Origin of the sequence: Paenibacillus sp. MZ04-78.2, assembly GCF_024213375.1 — a bacterium.
Classification (GTDB): Bacteria; Bacillota; Bacilli; order Paenibacillales; family NBRC-103111; genus Paenibacillus_G.
This window is the reverse complement of sequence record NZ_JANAVJ010000006.1, coordinates 34,593-56,607: the sequence shown is the minus strand read 5'-3', so window position 1 is coordinate 56,607 and position 22,015 is coordinate 34,593. Positions and strand designations below refer to the sequence as shown.

Below are 22,015 nucleotides of genomic sequence, written 5' to 3'. Positions count from 1 at the left end.
CCTTTCCCTGACTATTTTTTGCTGTTCTCTTTGATGATTTTGTTCGCCTGCTCGACCATTTGCTTCCGGGCGTCCTCGGCAGACTTGCCGTCCAGAATGAACGCGCTGAAGCCGTCTTCGAGCACTTTCTTCAGCTGCGGCGCATACGGCGCAACGACCTCGGACGGAGCCGGCGCGTGAATGCGTTTGTCGAACAGCGCTTTGTCAAGCGATTCGGTGTTGAAGAGATCCTTGTTTTTCGCGATCGTGCCTTCGATGATCTTCTTGTCGTCGGCTTTCTTCCAGCCGGACAGTTCTTTCTTCGCATCCGACGTATTCGTCGTTATGAAACGGATGAACTGATACGCTTCGTCTTTGTACTTCGATCCGGCCGCGACGGAAATGAACTGTCCGCCAATGCTCGTTTGACCGAGCTCTGCGTCCTTCGAGGAGCGCGGCACCGGCGCGAACGCCACTTTGAAGTTATGCGGATACTTCTGCACGTCGGCCGAATCGGCAACCATCCAGCTGCCCGTCGCGAGCATCGCCGTTTTTTCGTTGAAGAACTCCGTCCGGTACGCCAGCTTCGCGCCTACGACATCGGCGAACGGCGTCGTGGACTTGTCTTCTTTCTCCATCGCGCGGCGGAGGTTGAAGAACGTCAGCGTCGACGGATCGTCGAATTGGGTCGTGCCGTCTTCCTTCAGGAACGGGTTCCGTTTCTCGTTGAACAAAATCGGGTTCGCGTAATCGCCCCAGTTATGGAAGTAAGCGCCATACCGTTTGCTGTTGCCTTCGCCTTTGGTCAGCTTCTTCGCGTATTCGCGGAAGTCGTCCCAGGTCCAGCCGATCTCCGGCACCGGCAGCTTCGCTTCGTCGAGCGCCTTCTGGTTCAGCAAAATGATCCAGTTACTGCGCTGGTACATCGCAGCGTACGTTTTGCCTTTGTATTTCGGATTGACGTAATACTCATCCTCCGGTTTCACGTTCTCTTTAGTGTACATATCGTCAAGAGGAGCCAGCACACCTTGCGCCGCGCGGGCCAGCGTCTCGTCGATGCTCGGGAACAGCACCAGGTCGATCTGCTCGCCGGAGGACATCGTTACGTCCAGCTTCTTCAGCGTCTCTACCGAGTTACCCGGTACGAGCGGCACGGACTCGACTTTGATGTTCGGATATTTCGCCTGGAATTGATCGATGAGCGCTTTGGTCGTCGCGCCCATGACCTCGTTGTCCCAGTTGTAATACTTCAACGTCACATTCTTCTTTCCGCCTTCGCCGGACGCTTCCTGCTTCTCCGCCCCTTGGCCGCACCCGCTCAGTACGGAAACCGCAAGTACCGCCCCGCTCAACAGCAACTTACTTGTTTTCTTCATGTGAACTCCCCCCAGGGTCAAGATAATATAGGTCTCTATAGCTGCATTCTAAAGCTTTCCCGCCCAAAACGATGTGTCTAATTTTTGCCTGTCCCGTGCAATATTTTGACCTTTATCCCTTGACCCCGCCGAGCGCGATGCCGTTAATAACCTGCTTCTGGAGCACGACGAAAATAATCAGCAGCGGCAGGATCGCAGAGAGCGAAGCCATCATGATAACCGCGTAGTTGTCGGCGAATTCGTCCTTGAACATTTGCATCCCCAGCGGGATCGTATACAGACTTTTGTTGATCAGAAAAATAAGCGGCGTCTGGTAATCGTTCCACGTCCAGATGAACTTGATGATGCCGACCGTCGCCAGAATCGGTTTACAGAGCGGCAGGATGATGCTCCAGTACGTTTTGAAATAACCCGCGCCGTCGATTCTGGCCGCCTCGATAAAATCGCTGTGAATCCCCATCATAAACTGCCGAAGCAAGAACGTGAAATAGATCGAGAACATGCCCATCAGAACCATGCCTGCGTGCGTGTTGTACAGATGCAGCCATTTCATTAGAAGATAGCGTGGTACGAGCGTCGCCTGCTCGGGAATGACCATGAACGTGAGCAGCACGCCGAAGGCGAGATCCCGGCCCTTGAAGCGCAGCTTCGTGAACGCGAACGCCGCCATCGACGAGAAAAAGATCGTGCACGCCGTCATGATCAGCGCCAGCGTGAGCGAATTCAAGTAAAAGAGATAGAACGGCACCTTGCCCAGCCACACCTCTTGAAAGTTGCCGATAAAGTTCCAATCCGTCGGAATCCAGCGGATCGGGAAGTCCATAACGTCCTTCTCGAACTTCGAAGCGGCTGAGATCATCCAGATCAGCGGAACCAGGAACAATACGGAGAACGCTCCGAGCAGGATTGTCAGGAGCCATTTGGTGAGATCAAATTTTCGTACAGGCATCCCCTTCTACTCCTCTCTAGTAATGTACTTTGCGCTTCTGGAGCTGCCAAGTGGCAAGTGTCGCCAGTCCGACAATCGCGAACAGGAGCCAGGAAATCGCGGAAGCGTAGCCCATCTTGAAGTTGCGGAAGCCTTCCTCGTAGATGCGGAAGACGATTACCGTCGAAGAATCGTTCGGTCCCCCGCCGGTCATGAAGGCGACAAGGTCGAACACCTTGAACGACGACATCAGCAGCGTGATGAACAAAAAGGACGTCGTCGGCCCGAGCAGCGGCAGCGTGATCTTCGTGAACTTATGCCAAGGCGAGGCGCCGTCGATGCTGGCCGCTTCGTACATTTCTTCGGGAATGTTCGTCAGGCCCGCCAAGTAAATGACAATCTGGTAGCCGATGCCGGCCCAGATCGCAATAATAATGATCGAGAGCAGCGAGTAGTTCGAATCCGCCAGCCATTTGGGCGGGTCCGTGATGCCGAGGCTGACCAGAAACTGGTTGATCGGCCCTTTCGACGGATGGTACAGTGCGCTCCATACTGCTCCAAGCGCGACGAGCGACGAAATGTACGGGATGAAGAAAGCGACTTTAAAATAGCTTTTCCCGTAAACGCGCGAATGAATAAGCACGGCGAGCAGCAAGGCGAGCAGCATGCCGACCGGCACCGTGAGCACCGTGTAAATCAAGTTGTTTTTGAGCGCCATCAGCACTTTCTCGTCATCGAAGAGCTTCGCAAAGTTCTCGAGTCCGACGAATTTAATCGAAGAAATCCCCCCGACCAGGTTCCATTCGCTGAAGCTGAGATACAGCGAGAACAAGACCGGAAATACGTAAAGCAGCACGATCCCGATAAATTCGGGAGCCAGAAACAGCCAGCCGACCAGCGCTTCCTTCTTCGAATTATTCCATTTGGATGTGGCCGTGACGCCCGGCGTCCGGTTCGAAAGCTTGTTTGTCTCCATCGTTATCACCCCTGTAAGTGAACCATACTATTGTTGATTCTTACTATATAAGAGGCGGTGATCCCCGCGCTGCGGACGATTCTGACCGAGTTGTGCAAAATTTTTACCATGCCGGCTGGATGGGAAAGAGCGTAGCGAGCAATTTCATGCGACGGTGAGCATAGAAAAAAGACAATCCCGGTTGAGTCTCAACCTGAATTGTCCCCACATTTCTACGAACATGGTCTGTATTTACGGTTTTTTCTCACTCTTTCCTCCTTCTTCAGAAGCCGCCTTGATTTCCTCCAAGGTAATGAGTTTCTCATCAAGAAGAGGAGTGATGTCGAACTTAGCGTTTCCACCCTCGGTTACTACTTTCAGCGTATACTTTTTATCACCGATATTGATTTTGGCGGATTCGTTTGACATGCCTCCATGGAGATTCTTGTAGTTTCTTTTACCCAAAGCCTTCATTATAGCTAAAAATTTATCCAGGAGTTCTCCATCTGATTTTGTTATGGTCTTCGCTCCCGGATCTTGAGTTTTCGCGGGAATGGAGTTCGTCGCGCCCGTAACGTTAGCCAATTCAATCGTTTGGGTCTGTTCATTAAAAGATACGTTGTAGCCTGTTAACTTCCCGATCTCGCGCACCGGCAAGTAAGCCGTACCTTCGTACACCAGCGGGCTCGTCTCCAATGGAGTTTCTACGCCGTTGGCTTTGAAGTTGAACTTGGCAAAAACCGCCTTAACTTCTTTGCCGATATCTTCCGCTGCAAATGCTGTTGCCACCGATCCAAGCATCATTCCTGCCGCGAGGCCGATTACGAGTTTTTTCATTTTATAAAACTCCTCTCTGATTTGGAATACTACACCATTATATACATAAGTTATGAGATAATTGTTGCACTTAAAGCCCTTCTTTTTTTCACTCATTTCTACCCGGGCAATCTATTCAATTTCATTTTGCCAACAAGCCGGGATTCCGTGTAAGATAGTCATGAATACTTCTACTATTATAAAAGGAGGGATGGCTGTGACGTTCGGAGCCCGCGTGCTGAAGACAGGGTTTGCGGTTACCCTGGCACTGTATATTAGCGTATTGGTCGGGTACACGCCCCCTGTGATCGCCGGAGTCGCTGCGATTTTTGCTATGCAGCCATCCATTTACCGCTCGTGGCGTTATTTGCTCGATCAGTTGCAAACGAACACGCTCGGGGCCGTGCTGGCCTTGGTTGCCGGTATGATTTTCTCGAATGACCCGATCGCAGTCGGGATTGCTTGTATCCTTGCCATTATGATCTGCCTGAAGCTGAAAATGGAAGAAACCGTCGGCCTGACACTGGTGACCGTCATTGCTGTTATGGAAGCATCCGGGCAGTGGGATTTCGCGCTAAACCGGTTTTTGCTGAGCTTAATCGGGATTGGCTCGGCGTTTTTGATCAACATTACGTTCTTCCCTCCCCGCCCCAGAGTTCAGTTTGTGAAGCAGATCGAATCGACCTTCTTCAAAATGTCTCTGCTGCTGCGCACGGTCATATCGGACGAGATCAAGGAAAGCGTGTTCCGCGACGAAAAGCAGGCGCTCGAAGGAGCGCTCAAATCGCTGACGGACAAGTACACGCTGTTAGAAGAAGATCTGCATAAGCTCAAGCGCGCCAAATTCAGCGAGACCCGCCATTTGGTCGTTTACAAGCAAATGCTGCACACGCTGCACAAAGGGATGGAAGTGCTGGAAGCCGTGGAGGAGCATTATTTTCAAGCGTCCCGCTCTCCGGAGCTCGACCGGGAATTCGACCGCCATATGGAAAAGCTGATCAGGTTCCACGAACACGTGCTCTTGAAATTCGAGAATAAGCTGAAAGCGGATATTTCCGAAGCCGCGGTCATCGAAGTGGAGAATGAGCGCTTCCTGAAGCAGCTCATGAGCTGGTATGCCGATGCCAGCGATGGCAATCTGCGCCTCTCAATCGTAGCCGCGGCCATGTATGACTACGGCTACCAAACCGGCAGGCTGAACAAGCTGGTCGAGCAATTCGACCGCGGCGCGGAGGACAAAGAAAACGATCTGCTGGAATCCGTGTCGGCGTGGATTAATAAGAAGTAGCTGAACGGCCCTTTTGCAGACGGTGTGCTGTAAGAGGGCCGTTGTTTTAATTACTACAATGTTAATGAACTGTGAGGTGACGATCTATGTCCGTACTTGCCGAACGATTAGGTATCAAACGCAGCAGCACTTACGCCAATTGGGAGTACGGGATACGCGATCCGGATACCGAAACATTGGTTAAGCTTGCACAAGTCTTTGAAGTGACCTAAGTCGAAATGTTAAGTCGCAGCATATTAACAAATCTGCAAACGATTCATCATATCTCACACAAACACCAGACCTCGATTTGACTTTAATCAACATTATGTTTATACTTTGTATATACTTTTTTAGTTGGAGGCGGTTCCATGTTTCAGGTTCAAAAATGGGGAAACAGCTTGGGCATTCGCATCCCGAAGTCCCTTGCCTTGAAGGTGGGACTTGAGGAAGGCTCCGAGGTCGATCTAGACGTGGAAGATGGTCACCTTGTCATTAAGCCGAAGTTGTCCACTCTGGATGAACTTCTTGCCCAGATTACGCCAGAAAATCTCCATAAAGAGGCTTCTACTGGCGGGCCGCAAGGACGGGAGTCATGGTAACCAGTACGTATGTGCCGGATCGCGGCGACTTGGTGTGGTTGCAATTCAACCCACAAGCAGGTCATGAACAAGCTGGGAAGCGTCCTGCTTTGGTCATTTCACCTGCCGCGTATAACGGGAAGGCCGGACTTTCTCTGCTCTGTCCGGTAACGTCCAAGATCAAGGGCTATCCATTCGAGGTCATCATTCCGCAGGATTTGCCTATCGAGGGGGTAATTCTCTCCGATCAGGTGAAAAGTCTCGACTGGCAGTCCCGACTGGCAACTTTCATCTGTAAAGTTCCAGATAAGACGCTGGCTGAGGTTGTTTCAAAAATGGAGTTGTTGATTCGATAACCGTTTTTTGCCTTCCAGTGGGTTACTTGGAAGGCTTTATGGGCTTAGGTACTGAATATGTTGCTACTTCCCCATCAAAACCCTTTTCCCCCGATCGGCCGGACCTTTACGCCGCCGACTTCCTCAATCAAATGCTGGCAGCGCCCGATAAGCTCGCGCACTTTTTCGTTCTTCAGCGACGCAGCATGCGCCTCCCGGCTCTCCCACAGCTCCGTGATCCACAAGACGTCCGGATCTTCTTCAGCTTCATGCAGAATATAATAGATGCAGCCTTTCATGTCGTTCAGCGTATCGGCTTCCAGCATCATTTTCGCAAGCTCTTCCCGTTTCCCCGGGTGGGCCGTCAATTTTCCAAACATGGCGTATTTACTCATGATTCATCTCCCTTTCTACTTGTGTGGTTGGATAACATCGCTTCATCATGTGCGAGGATACGGGCGCTGGCCTCCGACATGTTCCGGACGAGCAGCTCCGGCTCGATCTGCAATGCCGTACCGTACGGCGGCAGTCCACTTATCCGAGTGCCCCGTTAAGCCCGCATCGCCTTCGCCAGCGCGGCCAGTTTGTTCATCGTATTCCAGTTGCGCGTAGTTACCATATTGCCCGGCTTGTTCAAATGTTTTGCCAGCTTGGAATCCAGTATGCTTTGACGGAACAAAAAGTAAATCTCGCGTCCGTGGATGTAGTATTCATCGTTATCTCGTTCGCTGGCGGATAACAGGTTGACCACCTTCTGCGGCGGCGCTTCGGTCAATAAGGAAACGTGGATGCTTTCGCCTTCCGCCAAGGGAATATCCGCATAAGGGCAATCCTCAACGATTCGCTCCAGTTCCTCAGCCGTCCTCATGACAACGGTGATCGAAATGCCAAACACCGCTCCAATCTCCTCTTCGATCCGCAGGCGCAGCGTCTCTGGGCTCTCTTCCGATTCGAACAGGACATTGCCGCTTTGAATATACGTTTGGACCCGATGCAGGCCCATCGTTTCCAGCGTGCGCTTCAATTCAGCCATCTTGATCTTATTGTGTCCGCCCACGTTAATTCCCCGCAGCAGCGCGATATAAATGGTCATTCTGTCACCTTCTTCTTCGGAAGTATAGTTATAAGGTCGGGTCTTGTTTGGCCGTAAATTTGCTATTCTTTAGTATACCTTCGACGCCCCCTTTTGAGTATGTTTTCATGACGGACATTAGCAGGTACTTTGTTGCTTTTCGCGGCAAGCCAAATTTTGGTATACTGGTCTTCAGGAATCATTTCGACGGAAAAGCGAGAGGTGAAATGAATGATGAAAGACCCGGTTATCGTCTTACCTTACAACGATTCGTGGCCTGATGAATTCAATATCATCGGTGAGCGCATAAGACAAGCCCTGGGAGACGCCGCCATACGAATCGACCATGTTGGGTCTACTTCCGTGAAGGGGATCGACGCGAAGCCCATTATCGACATTCAAATTTCGGTGAAGCAGCTTGCATCGCTGGAGACTTATAAGCCGCAGTTGGAAAGCGTAGGCTTCATTCACCGGGAGGAGAACCCTGACAAAACCAAAGCCTATTTCAGAGAACGCCCGGGAACGAAAAGAACCCATATCCACGTCAGAGAACATGGCAGTTGGTCCGAGCAGCTGACTCTTCTGTTTAGAGACTACTTGCGCTCCCATCCGGAAGCTTGTACGACCTATGTCAAGGAAAAGCATCGTCTCATGGAGCTGTACCGGAATGAGCGGGAAAGCTACGTGGAAGGGAAAACCCCTGTGATTTGGAGCATTTTGCAGCAAGCGCATTCCTGGTCTCAAAAAACGGGATGGAGGCCCGGAAATAGCGATAGTTGAGCCTCCGACACGGCTAAAGCCGTGGGATTCTTAGCTAGTTAACGCACGCAGGCCATTTCTGTTTTGTGCAGACTGCTAAGTTAAGAGCTAGCTCATTAGCTCATCCTAGATCAGAGCGTATAGCTATCTAGGCTGATAGACTGTTACCATCTATCACAGGTTGGCGCATAATGTTGATGGCTCCAACTCTGTCGCGGTGTGCGCGATACCCGCATGAACACTCATACGTTCGGTCCATTGCCTTGTTCCGTTTCTCGCAGTTTGGACACGTTTGGGAGGTGTACGCTGGATTGACTTCGATGATGTTAATCCCGGCCAATGCCGCTTTGTATGCGATAAACGTTTGCAATTGGTAGAACGTCCAGTTATGCAAGTTTTTTGCGTTTTTACGACTTGTTCTTGTCGTTTGGCTAAGGTTCGTCAGCTTCTCCAGCTTGATGACCGATACTTGTTCTTCAATCGCCATGTTCACGATCTTACGGCTGATTTTGTGGTTTTGGTCTTTCATGTAGCGATGCTCTTTATTTTCTTGCTTACGAATCGCAGACAGCTTCTTTAAATCCCATGCCTAAAGGTAAGGGCTTTCTCGGCTAAGATCTGTAAACTGGATGTTTCAAGAAGAGAAACAGAAGCTTTACCAAGTCCTCTCGGACACCGACGTTATCGTAACCCATATATCGCCTGACTGGACGCATGTCCCTGCCGACCGGGCGGAACAACTGGCAACGAGCTTTTATTATTTTGATGGCTCGGAGTTCTTTGGGCACATTCAAAATAAAGTATGGTGCTTCGGGCATGTACACAGTCGGATAGATTACACCAGCCATGGCTGCCGGTTTATTAATGCTTCGCTCGGCTATCCGGACGAAAATAACGGGGTACCGCAACCCATCTTGACTGTTCAACACAAGCTATAACGAAAGGATCAGTTGCCAATGCATAAAACTTATTCTATTTTGCATGTGGTTTTGGTTATTCTGTGCTGCCTGTCCTTCGTCTATGGAGCCAAGCTAATCGCTGATGCCATTCAAGCTGCCTCCTTGTTAAAAGATTCGGGCAAGCCAAAAGCACTGTCCAGCGCGATGCTCCTAACGGACGAAGAAGCGGCAAGCTATGTGGGGCTGCCTGAAACCGACTTTAAAGAACTGGTAAAAAAATCGGAAGCGATCCGAAAGAAGCTGTCGGCTTACGATACGCATAGATATATTTCGTTCTTTCAAATTAACGGTCACCGATATTACAGCAAAAGCACGTTGGATCAATGGATCGACTTCCATATGTTCCAATCAAGAGGAAAAGATCCGTTTAGCAGTTGATTCCACTTATACAGAGGCACACAAAGGAGCAATATCCTATGGCTTCCAAGGCCGCAGCATTCTCCAAATCGATCCAGTCTTACTTAACTTATACCAAGATGCCTTGGGGACAGTTATTCTATGCGACAGCCTGGCATCAAATCGACCGTTTTCTTGAAGGAGCCGGACAGTCGATTCTGGATGTCGGCTGCGGCTTCGGCATCACCAGCTCGGCGTATGCCAGGAGAGGGAAAGCTGTGACTGGCCTTGTTCTTCTTTATGTGAAACCGTGGAAACACATCGCCGTAAACATTTTAAAAATAGATTAAGAGTGATGAACCTTGTGGAAACCTGTCGATACCCGCTTTTACGTCAAACGATTGCCCGTTGCGATTGCTGTAATTGGCGACACCGGCGAGGCCAATTTTATTCGTATGGTTGTGGAACAGTTGAGTATGGTTCCGCTGTTTCATACGATCGGCACGCCGGGGGATTTTCTGCAAGTGATCGGACAAGGGGAAGAGAACGCTCCGCCTTACCTTATTATTAGCGCTCATGGGGACAAAGGCGGAATTATTTTCGGTGAATATATCGAAGAAATCGACGTTTCGAGCTTGCACGATGAGGTTATGCTTCCGGAGACGATAGGCCAAGCGATTAATCTGCCGGGAACGGTTGTCATCAATACGTCCTGTTCTGGAGGCGTGGAAGAAGCCTGGCAGCACGCGGCCGCTTACGATGAGGAAAGCCGCTCCTACCGGTTGTACGTACCGGACGGTTTCTATCAGTTGACGCCGGTGGGACAATGTAATAAGACGACATATTAAGTCTGATCTTTTGGACAGAGATTTATGGAAGTAATCTGAATCGGTCTGGGGAGGAAACGAATGCTGCGGTTATTTCGCTATAATTGGATGGTGCGGGACGAATGGTTTGAGACCTTCGGGGCGATAAGCGAGGAAGAGCTGCTGCGCGAACGTACCGGCGGAGTCGGCTCCATCCTGAAGACGCTGTTTCATATCGTTGATGTAGAGTGCAGCTGGATTCGGGCCATCAAGGGCGAGCCGGACCCGGAGCCTGCTTTCAATGACAACGCCAGTTTGGACAAAATACGGCAGCTATCCGCGCAGTATCGGATCGAAGTCGAGGACTTTCTCACACATTGGTCAAACGAATCCGACGGTCAACCTGTTACGCCTTCCGGGATGAACGAAACGTTCACCCAAGGCGAAATCTTAAGACATGTGATCGCGCACGAAATTCATCATGTCGGACAATTGTCCGTCTGGGCCAAGGAACTCGGCTTGCGGGCGGTTTCGGCGAATTTTATTCGGCTTATAGGTAGGCAACCGAGAGAACTTGATGACGCAGCAACGCAAGTAGTTACAGATCGGAGTCGTTAGCGTAGGCGACGTCGGCGATCAGACGGCGGTGAATGATCCCGTCCGCCTGTTTTCGTTTGGTAGCTGTCGAAGACGACGTCCTTTAGCGTATGATTAGATCTTGGCCCTCCGGCGGGTGGTCCTTTAGCGCGTCTCCGGCCGATGCTCCGGCTGCCCCGTCACGACCGTTCCGTCCGCAAGGCGCATCCAGCTCTCGAAGCCGCGCTCGCCTTCGCGCAGCCGGATGACGCGCGCTCCGCGCGGGAAATCGTCCCGGCCGTACGTGTTGTAGCCCGTTGCCCGGCCATAACACAGGCGGACGCCGTGAAGCGTGCCGCAGTAATCGTTGACGTGGTCGTGACCGGCGAACGTGCCCATGACGTCGCCCATTTCGACGAGCGCCGCAAACAGTCCCGTGTTGATCTTCGGGCAGCACACGTTCTCGTGCTTATGCCCATAGCATACTTCGCGCTCCCATACCTCCGCGTATTCCGGCAGCGGGATATGGAAGAACGCCAAGGCCGGTAGCGGCGTGCCGCCGTTGTCCGACGTATAGGCAGCGGACTGCCGGACGTACCAATCGATCTGATCGCGGCAAATCCAGCCGTAGCCCTGAACGTGCGGCAGCGTGGACATGCAGCCGGAGTCGAAGCCGTACAGCAAGGCGGCCGGTCTGCCGGATGCATCCCGGACTTCGAGCACATAATTGCCTTCTCCGGCGATGTCCGACGGACCGCCTGCCGCTAACGCGTACTCGTAGCCGGACACTTTGTCCATCAGCTGCTGCCGGGTGATTTTCATCTCGGTATCGTGATTGCCGAAGACGACCGCCCACAGGATGCGCCGCTTCTCGACGACGGAAACCGCCCGGTCGAACCGGCCGAGCGGATCATCGCATTCCTTGTCCTCGATGACATCTCCAGTGAAGTAGACCAGATCGGGCCGCTCCGCTTCGAGTATATGCTCCATCAGCTCCAAGGTGCGCCGGTCTGCGTCGCCTCCGGCTTTCATATGCACGTCGGTAAACTGTACAATCGTAAACGTCCGGTCTTCCCGAAAAGTTAAAGCCTGCACTTGAATCGCTCCTCTTCGCTAATGTTTATCGCGTTGCCGTTCGCCGGAAGCGGCCGCCTGCCTTATTGTTGACGCGGCGGCGTCCGACCCGCTCCGTGCGTCGACGGTGAACCTCAAGCCGTCTTCCCCGTCGCTTCCGTTTTATCCCCGGGCTCGAGCGGCTTCCAACCCGGCGTCTCCACCTTCACCATACCCGGAAGCACGATCAACTCCTGTACGACGTGCTCGTATTGCCCGTCCGTCGTCTTGAGCGCCATGCGTACGCTTACGGCGTTGCGGAAGCCTTTCTCCGTTTCCTTCGCCCGGCTCTCCAGTGACGGAAACGCCTGCAGCCTTGATCCGGTTCAGCATCATACCGAGATTCCCGTCCCCGTCCCAGAGCTCGACCTCTACCTCGCGCTTGCGCTTCGTTTTCGTCAAAGCCGCCTTCTCCACCTTGTTCAAGAGGAACAGGCTGACGATGACCGCAGCCGTCGAAACGACGGCTCCGTAGTAAAAACCGGCGCCAACCGCAAGACCGATAGCCGCCACGACCCATAGCGAAGCCGCAGTCGTCAGCCCCGACACAGTCGACCCCGTGCGCAGAATCGTTCCGGCGCCGAGGAAGCCGATGCCGCTGATCACCTGAGCAGCGAGACGGGCCGGGTCCAGCCTCACGTTCGTTCGCCCGCAAAATCGGAAAAACCGTAGCTCGACAGCAGCACAATGAGAGCCGAGCCCATGCAGACGAGAATATGCGTGCGAAAACCGGCCGAATGCCCGCCAATTTCCCGCTCCAAGCCGATCAGACCGCCCAGCACCAGCGCCGTAATAATACGGAGCGTCAGCTCCGCGTAGCCGATATGCCACACATCCGGGGTCAACGACAGTTCCATGGGGACCTCCCCTTACCGCCCGAGCGGAACGGCGATCCGTTTCTTCTCGTGCACGTAGATGATTTCGTTGTACCCGGTCCGGGCCAACAAATCCATCGCCTCGTCCAGTTGCGTCCCGATGTCGTCCGGAAAATGGGAATCAGAGCTTAACGTAATCGGGATGCCGTGTTTATGCAAAATGTCCAGAAAATCCGGACTCGGGCAAGCTTCCTTGACCGGGTACCGGTAAGCAAGCCCGGTATTGATCTCAGTCGCCACATCGGCCTGCTTGAGTGTACGGGCCACGTCTTCGTACATCGGCAGCAGCAGTTTCTCCTCCGGCCGGTAATTGAACACCTTCAGATTGTCCAGATGCGCAATAATGTCGAACAAGCCGCTGGAAGCCGCCATTTTCACGTAGTCAAACAATTGCCGATACAGGGCAAGCAGGTCTTTTTCCTTGAACAGCTCCTGCGTTTCCGGGTTGTCGAAGCCCCAGCCTTCCAGAAAATGAACCGACCCGATCACGTAATCCAGCTCGTACTGCGACAGCAGCTCGCCGAGCTCCGCCTCGCCGCCCGGGAAAAAGTCCGCCTCGACTCCGAGCGATACGGGCACGCCCGCGGCCTTCGCCCGGCGCACCGCCTGAAGATACGGCTCGATGGAGCTTACGCAGACACGGTCCAGCCAGTACCGCTGCCGCCGGCCAAGCGGCGTATCGTCCACAATCATATGTCGTTCGTAATACGGCCGGAACTCGGTAAACCGGTACAGGTGATCCACCATCCCGAACCGCTCAATCCCGCGCCGCCTCCCCTGCTCGAAATAGAACGCGAGCCATTCTTCGCTGAAGCAGCCCGCCGCAAGCCGCTGCTGAAGCAGCTCTCCCAGCTTGTTCATCCATTCGAGCGAATGCGGCCGGTCGCCCAGCAGTCCGCTCTCCCGATGCACGTTCTCCAGCGCCCGCGCCGTCCGCTGCAGCCAGCCGGTCGAGTACGGCCCCTCCTCCAAGTGAAAATGAAAATCCAGCTTCATCCCGCTTCCTCCTCATTCCATCGATTAAAATACTCCGACGAAAAAGTGTTCCTCCGCTTTTGACGATTGGTGGTCATTTTTTGTTTGTTGTTGTTTATATAACTTTATTTTTGTGGTTTATTGTTGATTATTGTAGTCCTTTCTTCATCATCCGTCAATCTCAAATTAAATGGTAGCATTGATTGTTTTGGAAAAACCTTTCAAGTCCTTTATACTGAATAAAAGAAAGTTTTTCTGCCGAAGCCGAAACCTACACCCAAAGGAGCGATCCCCTTGCTAATCGATATCAAATCCAGATTGGACCAGCCCGAAATCGCGGAGCTTCTCGAATATTCCATTTTTCCGGACCCGGCTCGGCTGGAGCAAACCTTAAGCGACTACAAGCGCAGCGAAGAGCTTGAATTGTACGGCTACGAAAAGGACGGGAACCTGCTCGGCCTCGTCGGCTTCCGGATCAATCCCGGGCGCGTGATGGAGCTGCGACACATTGCGGTCCAGCCGGACTACCGGGGACAAGGCTATGGCCGTGGCCAAATTTTGGAGTTGATCCACCTCAAAGGCCCTGCCGAAATCGTCGCGGAAACGGATGAGGACACGGTCGATTTTTACCGGAACATCGGGTTCGAGATCGTCAGTCTGGGCGAAAACTATTCGGGTGTGGAGCGGTTTCGCTGCACCTATGCGGTTGAAGCAGAGGAGGGACAGGAAGGATGAGCCGTTCCTTGGAAATCGTTGAAATCCGGGCATACGATCCGGAATCGTTGGAGCAGTTGGCCGAGCTGCTGATCGATACCGTGGAGAGCGGCGCTTCGGTCGGCTTTTTGCCGCCGTTAAGCAAGGAAGAAGCAGTGGATTATTGGAAAAGCGCGCTGGAGCCGGGAGTCGTCTTGTGGGCGGCCAAGCTCGATCAGACGATTGTCGGCGCCGTGCAGCTCCAGCTAGCGCAAAAAAAGAATGCCGCCCACCGGGCGGAAGTCGCCAAACTTATGGTCCATACCCACAGCCGCAGAAACGGCATCGCCCGCGCCCTGATGCTGGCCGCCGAAGAGCGGGCCCGCACCGAAAACCGAACGCTGCTTGTGCTCGATACGCGCGCAGGCGATCCGTCCAACCTGCTGTATCGGTCGCTCGGGTATGTGGAGGCGGGACGCATTCCCCGCTACGCACGCTCCGCGGACGGCAGCCTGAACGATACCGTATTTTATTATAAGGAGGTCGAGGTGTAGCGCCATGAATCATCTACTGCTCCTTCTCGCATGGCTGCTGGTCATCCAGCCGGTTACGACGACGCCAGAGGCCGTCACGCATCCCGCGCAAACCAACCAGGCGGCACCGGATCATTTCACGTCTAAGGTTTCCTTATTAACGCATGCGTTTGAAAAGCTGATGGACCTGGAGCCAAGTCTGGACTCCAAGATGCAATTTATTTCTTTGGATTGGCAGATGACAGACTGGAAGCTGTCCGAAGGCGAGCGAAACGAACTTATCCATCATTTTCATACGAAATACGGCGTGGAGATTCTATTCGACTCCTATCAACAATTAAAGGAGAAAAACAAGCTGGACCCGAAAACGAACAGCCTCTACGGCATCCTGCTCAATATTGAGAAACTGGAAATTCATTCGCCGGACAGCGTGACGGTCACCGGCGGGAAATACCGCTCTCCGTTAGGCGCCGCAGGAATGACCGCCACTTGGAAGAAAACGAAGGATGGCTGGGAAATCGTTAAGCTTTCCGATCATTGGATCAGCTAGGAGGCGCGGGATGAACAAAACAACGATATATTTGGTCCGGCACGGCCAGACGGAATGGAACGTGGAGCACCGGTTTTAAGGTCATCAGGATTCTCCGCTGACGGAGCTTGGCGTGAAACAGGCTCGTTGGCTGGGTGAAGCGCTGCTGGAGCAGCCGCTCGATTGGATTTACAGCAGCTCCAGCCCCCGGGCCGTCAAGACCGCCGAGCTAATCCGCGGAGGCCGGCCGATTGCCATAACGGAATGCGACGAGATGAAGGAAATCAATCTGGGCGAATGGGAAGGACAGACTGCTGCCGAAATTACGGAGCGCTGCCCGGAGGCTTACGAGCACTTCTGGCGTCAGCCGGACCGCTTCCGCGCCGCTCAAGCGGAGACGTTCGCGGAGGTGGAGCAGCGCGCCCTCGGCAAGCTCCGGCACATTCTGCGCGACCATGCCGGGCAGGCCGTGCTGATCGTCACCCATACCGTCGTGGTCAAATTGTTGATGGCCGCTTTCGAGCAAAGGCCGATCGAGCAATTATGGGAGCTGCCGTACATACATCCGGCCTGCCTGTGTAAGATCGAATTTACTGAGGACGGCAAGCCGGACATTAAGCTGCACGGCGACATCAGCCATTATCAGGGAGCGTTTCAGCCTGTAGAAGGATAAACGACGCATGATCCGGGAGGTCTGAGAATGAGCATCGTACAAGTTACCTCTGATAATATCGCTCGGGAGCACATCTGTTGCGCCATGTCGGACAAAAAAGCCCAGCGCGGCGTCAGCCTGAAGAAAGAATGGCTGGCTTGCCGTTTTCAAGAAGGGCTTGTCTTAAAAAAGCTGGACGCCAAAGGAAAAGTGTTCATCGAATACTTGCCTGCCGAGAACGCTTAGGTGCCAATCGATGCTCCAAACTATACGTTTATCAACTGCTTTTGGGTGTCCGGAAGCTACAAGGGACAAGGATATGGAGTGCAGCTTTTACAGGAATGCATCCGAGACTCGGAGGGCAAAGCGGGCATCGTTGCAGCATCGAGCCATAAGAAGCGGCCTTATCTCTCGGAGAAGTCATACTACGTGAAACATGGGTTCGAGGTGTGCGATACCGCTCCTCCCTATTTCGAGCTGCTCGTCAAGCGGTTCGATCCAGACGCCCCGCTTCCCCGCTTTAGAGAAAGCGCCAAGCAGCAGGCCGTTGCGGACGATAACGGTCTAGTCGTGCTGTATACGGACCAGTGCCCTTTTACCGACCATTATACTGGTGAAGAGCTCGATGCCATTGAACGGGCGTACGGAATTCCCGTAAAACGCGTGAAGCTCACGACGAAGGAACAGGCGCAAAACGCCCCGACCGCCTTCACGACATACAGCGCGTATTATAACGGACGGTTTGTCACGCACGAGATTTTGACCAAAGCCAAATTCGATAAGCTGTGGAGCACGTTCGCGAAGCCGCAGGGTTAGAACGAGTACAGCTTTAATCCGAGGCCGCGTGACAAGTCCGGCGCCTGCGGGAGAGCCCGCTCCAAAGCCGGATTTACCGGCGTCGGGAAATACAGTTCGAGTTGAAGGAGAGATTAAGGGTGAAAATTGTATTTTGCAGCGATTCTTTCATCCCCGATAAACGGCAACCATCTCCGGATATTCCGGCTGCGCCATTCCGCCAAGCGTATGAGCTAAGCCGAGCATCGCTAAATTCGCCAACTATCGTGATGATTCGGAACCTCTTGTTAAAACCAACTCTCTGTACTAGAAATCGTCTACTTTTATTTCGCGGGAGGTCACATCATTGAATTATACTTCGTTTTATGTCGATCTGGCTCAGCAATATGCGCATCGGCAGCCGATCTCGCAGCAGGTTGGCGCTTTGGCAGGCGGCTCCGTGGGGCGCGGTGAAGCGGACCGGTTCAGTGACTTGGACTTAAATGTCTATACGTCGAACCAAGAACAGCCGCATTACAGCGCGAATGTGCTATTTCAGGAGCACGTCATTCAGCTCCATGTCCACCCACTGCCGCAAATGGAGCAAATTATCGGTTCCCCGTGGGATTTCCGCTTTCTGGAGGAGGCACGCATCGTTTCGGACCCTTCGGGACTGCTGCAAGCTTTGATCACCGAGGCTTCGGCGTATTTTCAATCTCCGCAAGGCAGAGAACGGATGCTGTCGCAGGCCAAAGCCGCGATCGCCGAGCATCAAGCTTGGCTTCAGGAAAGTCTAGACGCCCAAGAACGGATAACGGCCAGCTTTGCCGCTGATGCCGTTTGGGGGGAAGCGGCGATGGTCTACGCTTATTTTGTCCATGGCGCAATGTCGACCGGAGGATTGCTGCCGATCATGAGACGACTGGACCTGTACCCGGCCTACCGCGAGATTCGGTTCGGTGCAGGCAGCATTGATCCCGATAAACTGCTCACGTCGCTTCAGGCTTACCGCGCATACTTGCGCAAGCGGAGCGGCGATGCGGATGCCTTTGAGCTGCAATCTGTTCAAGACGAGCTCACGGCCCGCAAGGCGGCACGGTACAAGGAAGCAGGCGACCCGGATAATCTCGCATGGCAGCTTTATGCCGAGGCCTTCTGGTGCTATCTCGCCCTCGACGACGGCCAAACGTTAGAACAGCATGTCCGGGAACTGCCTGAAGCGATGCGGGCGCACCTTGTTACGCTAGGTTTCCAAACGTATTCGGAGGAGCAGATACACACCTTAATGAAACAAGCGGAGCACTTGATCGGTCTTTGCGAAGAAGGCCAGGGGCGGTAGCGACACCATGAGGAGAAAAAAGAGGGGAAAACGCAATCCATGGGCCGCCACCGCATTCATTTTGTATACGTCCTGCATGCTGTACATGATGTTTGTCGGATTCGGGCGGACGGTTCATGCGGACGAGCTTCGGTACAACCTGCATCCTTTTCGCACGATCGGCTATTATTTTATTCATTTTGACTCCATCGCTTTATCCGTTGTGCTTATCAATCTGGGTGGCAACATCGGGATGTTTATCCCCTTCGGAATTTTGCTGCCGCTCTTATTCCGGAGATGCCGGACGTTTCTCGGTTTTTCGCTTGGCTTCATCATTTCGCTGATCGTCATCGAGCTTCTGCAGACGGTATTGCGCGTCGGTTCCGGCGATATCGACGACGTGATTCTTAACTACGCGAGCGCCTCTCTCGGGTACATGCTGTACAGGGTTGCGTTCGGCAGGAAGCGCCACAAAGGATCGTCCGGTATTTCTATGGTATGAGAATATTTTGTCCATGTGTCTGAACGTTTTCCATCGTGGTATAATAATGAGGCAGAGGAAATGGAGTTGAGAGGATGACCAACAGACTTGATCCTAAAGTCGATTTCGTTTTCAAACGCATTTTCGGTGTCGAAGAAAATAAAGACGTACTGCTGGATTTTTTAAATGTGACCTTGAGAGAAAGCGAGCCTTCTCCGATCACGGACATTCAGATCCTCAATCCGTATATTGATAAAAACGCGCTGCACGACAAGCAATCGATTCTCGATCTTCATGCCCGCACAGCGGATGGAAAGCAAGTGAACATCGAAATTCAACTGTTCAACCGGTACGATATAGAGAAACGGACGCTGTATTATTGGAGCAAAATGTATTCCAGCCAGCTTGAAGAAGGACAAAAATATAAAGATTTAAAAAAGACCATCACCATCAACATCTTAAATTTCAACTTTATCCCCAATGATCGTTACTATAACCTTTTTCATTTGCGGGAACACCATACCGGCTTGAGGCTTACCGATGATATCGAGATTCATTTCATGGAGCTGCCCAAGCTGCAATCGCAAAGGGCCAGCCTATCGGATAAGCTAGTGAAATGGCTGTTGTTCCTGAAAGGCGTAGATAAACAAGAACTATGGGAGGTCATCGCCATGAACGAGCCAACATTGCAAAAAGCGATGGATACGCTGGAGTTTCTGAGCCAGAACGAAGAAGCCCGACGATTGTACGAAATGCGGCAAAAAGCGCTGCACGACGAAGCGTCTATGATCGATGGAGCTAAAGAAGAAGGAAAACGTGAAAAAGAAATTGAAGTAGCCAAAAACTTGCTGGAAATGGGCATGGACGTGGCTAAAATCGCTAAAGCAACGGGATTGCCCGAAAGCGAAGTAAAAAAATTGAAAGAGCAGCTTCACTAATTGCCCTTTGCTAAAAATTTCATCTGCCGTCAGGAAAACACGTTCATAAGAACGTGTTTTTTCTTAAACATCCGCTGCCTTGCAAGTCGGCTTAATCTTCACCCTCCGCTTCTTTGTCCCTCTCGGCCGAAACGGATAGCACATCACATCGTACTCCTGCCTCAGGCTTTGCCTGAGGCTTTTTCCCGTCTTGGGACCAGCTAATCAAATTCTTCATAATTTCTTAACGTAATCATTCATTCCATTTTACACAGCTCCCCTATAATCAAGTTGTCCAATTCAAGTGGAGGTGCTTATTTGAAATGAAGAAAAAGGCTTTTAAAGTCTTAACCACCATCGCGGTCACCGGCAGCCTGCTCGCAACCGGCACGGGATTCGTCTCCGAGCCCGCACCGGCGGCTTATGCGGCGGAAACCGCGCAGGCTCCATCCGTGTACATCGCACCGATCGACCGAGCGAAATTTTTAGCCGGAAGCCTCTTCGACTTCCATGTGGAATTAAATCACCTGACGACGATGCCTTCCTCCGTCACCATTACGGTGAACGGCAAAGATGCCGAGCCATTTTTCGGCAAGCCTTTTGTCAAAACCAACACGGACAAAAGCCAGGAATTCACCATCCGGGACGTCAAAATCAATGAGCCCGGCACCTATGAAGTCTCCGTCAAAGCCGACAACGGCTTAGCAAAAACCGTGAAATACGAAGTCGTGCTCACCGACCAAGGCGGCAAAAAAGCGAAAAACGTTATCCTGTTCGTCGGGGACGGCATGGCTTTTCCGGATATTACGATGTCCCGCATCATGTCCAGAGGCATCACCGAGGGCAAATACAACAGTCTGCTCGAAATGGATAACTTCGATCAGCGCGCGGTCGTGACGACCTCCGGGATGGATGCGCTGGTAACGGACTCCGCCAACAGCGCCAGCGCGTACAATACCGGCCACAAGTCCGCCGTGAATGGCCTGGGCATCTATCCGGACAATACGGAAAGCTCGCTGGACGATCCGAAGGTCGAGACGCTGGCGGAAATGCTCAAGCGGACCCGCGGCATGTCGGTCGGCGTTGTTACGACATCGGAGATCGAAGATGCCACCCCGGCGGCCGTCGTCTCTCATACGCGCAGACGCTCGGACAAGCCGGAAATCGCCGAAATGCTGTACAAGCTGCAGCCGGAAGTGATTCTGGGCGGCGGATCGGCTTATTTCCTTCCGAAATCGACGCCAGGCTCCAAACGAAAGGACGAGAAAAACCTGTTCGATATGTTCCAGCAAAAAGGCTACACGATCGCGGAGAACGCTACCCAACTGAAAGCGGCGAATGCGCCGGACAAACTGCTCGGCCTGTTCCACACGGCGGACATGAGCGTATACTACGACCGCTCGACGAACAACAAAGCGGAGCTGAAATCGTTCACGGACCAGCCGAACCTGTGGGACATGACGCAAAAAGCGCTCGATACGCTCAACAAAAACGATAAAGGCTTCTTCCTGATGGTCGAAGGCGCAAGCATCGACAAACAGCTTCACCCGCTGGATTGGGAGCGCGCCGCTTACGATACGATCGAGATGGACAAAGCGATCGGCGTAGCCAAGCGGTTCGCCGAGCAGAACGGCGAGACGATGATCGTCGTCACGGCGGACCATTCGCACTCCGTCAGCGTAGCGGGAACATACTGGGAAGGCGACGGCAAGTCGGGCCGCGAAGCATTCCGCACGTACGAGGATTCTAAATTCCCGACGTATGTCGACAGCAACGGCGACGGGTTCCCGGACACGCCGGACGTTGACCGCAAGCTGGCTGTCGTGTTCGGCTCGCATCCCGACTACTATGAGGATTACAAATTCGATGCAGTGCCGACTTCCCCGACGGTGAAAAACAAAGACGGCCAATATGTGGCCAATCCGGCCAAGCTGGCGAATCCGGACGATCCGAACCGCGACCGTTTCCTGCGGCCGGGCACCATTAGTTCAGCGGATAGCCAAGGTGTGCATACGGCCGACGACGTGCCGCTGATGGCCTACGGCCCGGGGTCGCAATATTTCAAAGGCACGATGGATAACACCGATGTGTTCTTCGGCATGGCTAACGCGCTTGGCCTGAACGTATCCGATGCAAAATCCGACGGCAAAAATTGGATTCCGCTAGCCAACTTCGTCCATATGATGGGCGGCACGGTGAAGTACGAAGCGTCGGCAAGAGAAATTACGATCCAGATCAACGACGGCACAATTCTTTTGAATCTGAACAGCGGCAAAGCGACCAAAAACGGCAAAGACTTCGCGTTGGAGCATAGATTCGAGAACGGCACAACATTTGTGTCCGGCAGCTCCATTTTGGAAGTGCTCGCGAAATAAGCAAGGCGCGCGAGATCAACACACATGGAAATTAC

General features: G+C 52.8%; 29 protein-coding genes and 2 pseudogenes. 20 read left to right on the top strand and 11 right to left on the bottom strand.

The window, feature by feature from the left end; translation table 11 throughout:
- Positions 1–11: 11 nt before the first annotated feature.
- The 4 genes from NLX71_RS06885 to NLX71_RS06870 form a co-directional block, all read right to left on the bottom strand.
- Positions 12–1,355, bottom strand: a complete 1,344-nt coding sequence (locus NLX71_RS06885) for an ABC transporter substrate-binding protein (RefSeq protein WP_254362751.1) — start codon at positions 1,353–1,355, stop codon at positions 12–14.
- Positions 1,356–1,467: 112 nt separating this feature from the next.
- Complete coding sequence (locus tag NLX71_RS06880) at positions 1,468–2,304, bottom strand: carbohydrate ABC transporter permease (protein ID WP_254362750.1); 837 nt, start codon at positions 2,302–2,304, stop codon at positions 1,468–1,470.
- Between the two features lie 16 nt (positions 2,305–2,320).
- The gene (locus NLX71_RS06875) at positions 2,321–3,259 is read right to left on the bottom strand and encodes a carbohydrate ABC transporter permease (RefSeq protein WP_254362749.1); all 939 of its coding nucleotides are present in this window, start codon (positions 3,257–3,259) and stop codon (positions 2,321–2,323) included.
- A gap of 231 nt (positions 3,260–3,490) precedes the next feature.
- Complete coding sequence (locus NLX71_RS06870; protein ID WP_254362748.1) at positions 3,491–4,075, bottom strand: stalk domain-containing protein; 585 nt, start codon at positions 4,073–4,075, stop codon at positions 3,491–3,493.
- Positions 4,076–4,271: 196 nt separating this feature from the next.
- On the opposite strand from NLX71_RS06870, the gene NLX71_RS06865 reads away from it, so the two are divergent.
- From NLX71_RS06865 to mazF, 4 genes are all read left to right on the top strand, one after another.
- A complete protein-coding gene (locus tag NLX71_RS06865) occupies positions 4,272–5,342 on the top strand; it encodes an FUSC family protein (RefSeq protein ID WP_254362747.1) in 1,071 nt (356 codons plus the stop codon).
- 86 nt (positions 5,343–5,428) lie between these two features.
- Complete coding sequence (locus NLX71_RS06860) at positions 5,429–5,554, top strand: helix-turn-helix domain-containing protein (RefSeq protein ID WP_254362746.1); 126 nt, start codon at positions 5,429–5,431, stop codon at positions 5,552–5,554.
- Between the two features lie 138 nt (positions 5,555–5,692).
- Complete coding sequence (locus tag NLX71_RS06855) at positions 5,693–5,923, top strand: AbrB/MazE/SpoVT family DNA-binding domain-containing protein (RefSeq protein WP_254362745.1); 231 nt, start codon at positions 5,693–5,695, stop codon at positions 5,921–5,923.
- Positions 5,917–6,258, top strand: a complete 342-nt coding sequence (mazF, locus tag NLX71_RS06850) for an endoribonuclease MazF (protein ID WP_254362744.1) — start codon at positions 5,917–5,919, stop codon at positions 6,256–6,258. The genes NLX71_RS06855 and mazF overlap by 7 nt, the downstream gene beginning before the upstream one ends.
- 74 nt (positions 6,259–6,332) lie before the next feature.
- Here the strand turns inward: mazF and NLX71_RS06845 are convergent, their stop codons facing one another.
- Both NLX71_RS06845 and NLX71_RS06840 read right to left on the bottom strand, forming a co-directional pair.
- Entirely contained in the window at positions 6,333–6,632 is a 300-nt protein-coding gene (locus tag NLX71_RS06845) for a putative quinol monooxygenase (protein WP_254362743.1), read from the bottom strand.
- Positions 6,633–6,787: 155 nt separating this feature from the next.
- A complete protein-coding gene (locus NLX71_RS06840; RefSeq protein WP_254362742.1) occupies positions 6,788–7,330 on the bottom strand; it encodes a DUF1697 domain-containing protein in 543 nt (180 codons plus the stop codon).
- 210 nt (positions 7,331–7,540) lie between these two features.
- On the opposite strand from NLX71_RS06840, the gene NLX71_RS06835 reads away from it, so the two are divergent.
- Positions 7,541–8,089, top strand: a complete 549-nt coding sequence (locus tag NLX71_RS06835; RefSeq protein ID WP_309248923.1) for a GrpB family protein — start codon at positions 7,541–7,543, stop codon at positions 8,087–8,089.
- Between the two features lie 127 nt (positions 8,090–8,216).
- Here NLX71_RS06835 and NLX71_RS06830 read toward each other — a convergent pair.
- A pseudogene (locus NLX71_RS06830) lies at positions 8,217–8,645 on the bottom strand (RNA-guided endonuclease InsQ/TnpB family protein); the annotation flags it as partial.
- Between the two features lie 52 nt (positions 8,646–8,697).
- On the opposite strand from NLX71_RS06830, the gene NLX71_RS06825 reads away from it, so the two are divergent.
- The 5 genes from NLX71_RS06825 to NLX71_RS06805 are packed head-to-tail and all read left to right on the top strand — an operon-like array spanning position 8,698 to position 10,787.
- Positions 8,698–9,006, top strand: a complete 309-nt coding sequence (locus tag NLX71_RS06825; protein ID WP_254362741.1) for a hypothetical protein — start codon at positions 8,698–8,700, stop codon at positions 9,004–9,006.
- An 18-nt stretch (positions 9,007–9,024) separates the two neighbouring features.
- Positions 9,025–9,405, top strand: coding sequence for a helix-turn-helix domain-containing protein (locus NLX71_RS06820; RefSeq protein WP_254362740.1), 381 nt, complete (start codon positions 9,025–9,027; stop codon positions 9,403–9,405).
- A 38-nt stretch (positions 9,406–9,443) separates the two neighbouring features.
- Complete coding sequence (locus NLX71_RS06815) at positions 9,444–9,713, top strand: class I SAM-dependent methyltransferase (RefSeq protein ID WP_254362739.1); 270 nt, start codon at positions 9,444–9,446, stop codon at positions 9,711–9,713.
- A gap of 12 nt (positions 9,714–9,725) precedes the next feature.
- Positions 9,726–10,211: a hypothetical protein gene (locus NLX71_RS06810; protein WP_254362738.1), complete on the top strand. Its 486-nt coding sequence runs from the start codon at positions 9,726–9,728 to the stop codon at positions 10,209–10,211.
- A gap of 60 nt (positions 10,212–10,271) precedes the next feature.
- Positions 10,272–10,787, top strand: a complete 516-nt coding sequence (locus NLX71_RS06805) for a DinB family protein (RefSeq protein WP_254362737.1) — start codon at positions 10,272–10,274, stop codon at positions 10,785–10,787.
- Between the two features lie 123 nt (positions 10,788–10,910).
- Here the strand turns inward: NLX71_RS06805 and NLX71_RS06800 are convergent, their stop codons facing one another.
- The 4 genes from NLX71_RS06800 to NLX71_RS06790 all read right to left on the bottom strand — a co-directional run bounded on the left by NLX71_RS06800 (position 10,911) and on the right by NLX71_RS06790 (position 13,729).
- On the bottom strand, positions 10,911–11,840 hold the full coding sequence (locus NLX71_RS06800; RefSeq protein WP_254362736.1) for a metallophosphoesterase family protein: 930 nt from the start codon (positions 11,838–11,840) through the stop codon (positions 10,911–10,913).
- 141 nt (positions 11,841–11,981) lie between these two features.
- Positions 11,982–12,497, bottom strand: coding sequence for an MgtC/SapB family protein (locus NLX71_RS26995; RefSeq protein WP_375377893.1), 516 nt, complete (start codon positions 12,495–12,497; stop codon positions 11,982–11,984).
- Entirely contained in the window at positions 12,494–12,715 is a 222-nt protein-coding gene (locus tag NLX71_RS26990; RefSeq protein ID WP_375377892.1) for an MgtC/SapB family protein, read from the bottom strand. Before NLX71_RS26990 ends, NLX71_RS26995 begins: the two co-directional genes overlap by 4 nt.
- A 12-nt stretch (positions 12,716–12,727) precedes the next feature.
- Positions 12,728–13,729: a PHP domain-containing protein gene (locus NLX71_RS06790; RefSeq protein ID WP_254362735.1), complete on the bottom strand. Its 1,002-nt coding sequence runs from the start codon at positions 13,727–13,729 to the stop codon at positions 12,728–12,730.
- 273 nt (positions 13,730–14,002) lie between these two features.
- Here NLX71_RS06790 and NLX71_RS06785 point away from each other — a divergent pair, with 273 nt between their 5' ends.
- The 10 genes and pseudogenes from NLX71_RS06785 to NLX71_RS06740 all read left to right on the top strand — a co-directional run bounded on the left by NLX71_RS06785 (position 14,003) and on the right by NLX71_RS06740 (position 21,980).
- Entirely contained in the window at positions 14,003–14,443 is a 441-nt protein-coding gene (locus NLX71_RS06785) for a GNAT family N-acetyltransferase (protein ID WP_254362734.1), read from the top strand.
- Positions 14,440–14,955, top strand: a complete 516-nt coding sequence (locus NLX71_RS06780; RefSeq protein WP_254362733.1) for a GNAT family N-acetyltransferase — start codon at positions 14,440–14,442, stop codon at positions 14,953–14,955. The genes NLX71_RS06785 and NLX71_RS06780 overlap by 4 nt, the downstream gene beginning before the upstream one ends.
- A 4-nt stretch (positions 14,956–14,959) precedes the next feature.
- Complete coding sequence (locus NLX71_RS06775) at positions 14,960–15,484, top strand: hypothetical protein (protein ID WP_254362732.1); 525 nt, start codon at positions 14,960–14,962, stop codon at positions 15,482–15,484.
- Positions 15,441–16,136: pseudogene (locus NLX71_RS06770) on the top strand (histidine phosphatase family protein). Before NLX71_RS06775 ends, NLX71_RS06770 begins: the two are co-directional and overlap by 44 nt.
- A gap of 27 nt (positions 16,137–16,163) precedes the next feature.
- Positions 16,164–16,361: a hypothetical protein gene (locus tag NLX71_RS06765; protein WP_254362731.1), complete on the top strand. Its 198-nt coding sequence runs from the start codon at positions 16,164–16,166 to the stop codon at positions 16,359–16,361.
- Positions 16,362–16,931, top strand: a complete 570-nt coding sequence (locus NLX71_RS26780) for a GNAT family N-acetyltransferase (RefSeq protein ID WP_309248922.1) — start codon at positions 16,362–16,364, stop codon at positions 16,929–16,931.
- Between the two features lie 325 nt (positions 16,932–17,256).
- Complete coding sequence (locus NLX71_RS06755) at positions 17,257–18,228, top strand: hypothetical protein (protein ID WP_254362729.1); 972 nt, start codon at positions 17,257–17,259, stop codon at positions 18,226–18,228.
- Between the two features lie 7 nt (positions 18,229–18,235).
- Entirely contained in the window at positions 18,236–18,709 is a 474-nt protein-coding gene (locus NLX71_RS06750) for a VanZ family protein (RefSeq protein ID WP_254362728.1), read from the top strand.
- A 74-nt stretch (positions 18,710–18,783) separates the two neighbouring features.
- Positions 18,784–19,626 carry an Rpn family recombination-promoting nuclease/putative transposase gene (locus NLX71_RS06745; RefSeq protein WP_254362727.1) on the top strand — a complete coding sequence of 281 codons (843 nt, stop codon included), beginning with the start codon at positions 18,784–18,786 and terminating at the stop codon, positions 19,624–19,626.
- Between the two features lie 302 nt (positions 19,627–19,928).
- The gene (locus NLX71_RS06740; protein ID WP_254362726.1) at positions 19,929–21,980 is read left to right on the top strand and encodes an alkaline phosphatase; all 2,052 of its coding nucleotides are present in this window, start codon (positions 19,929–19,931) and stop codon (positions 21,978–21,980) included.
- The last annotated feature ends 35 nt before the right edge of the window (positions 21,981–22,015 follow it).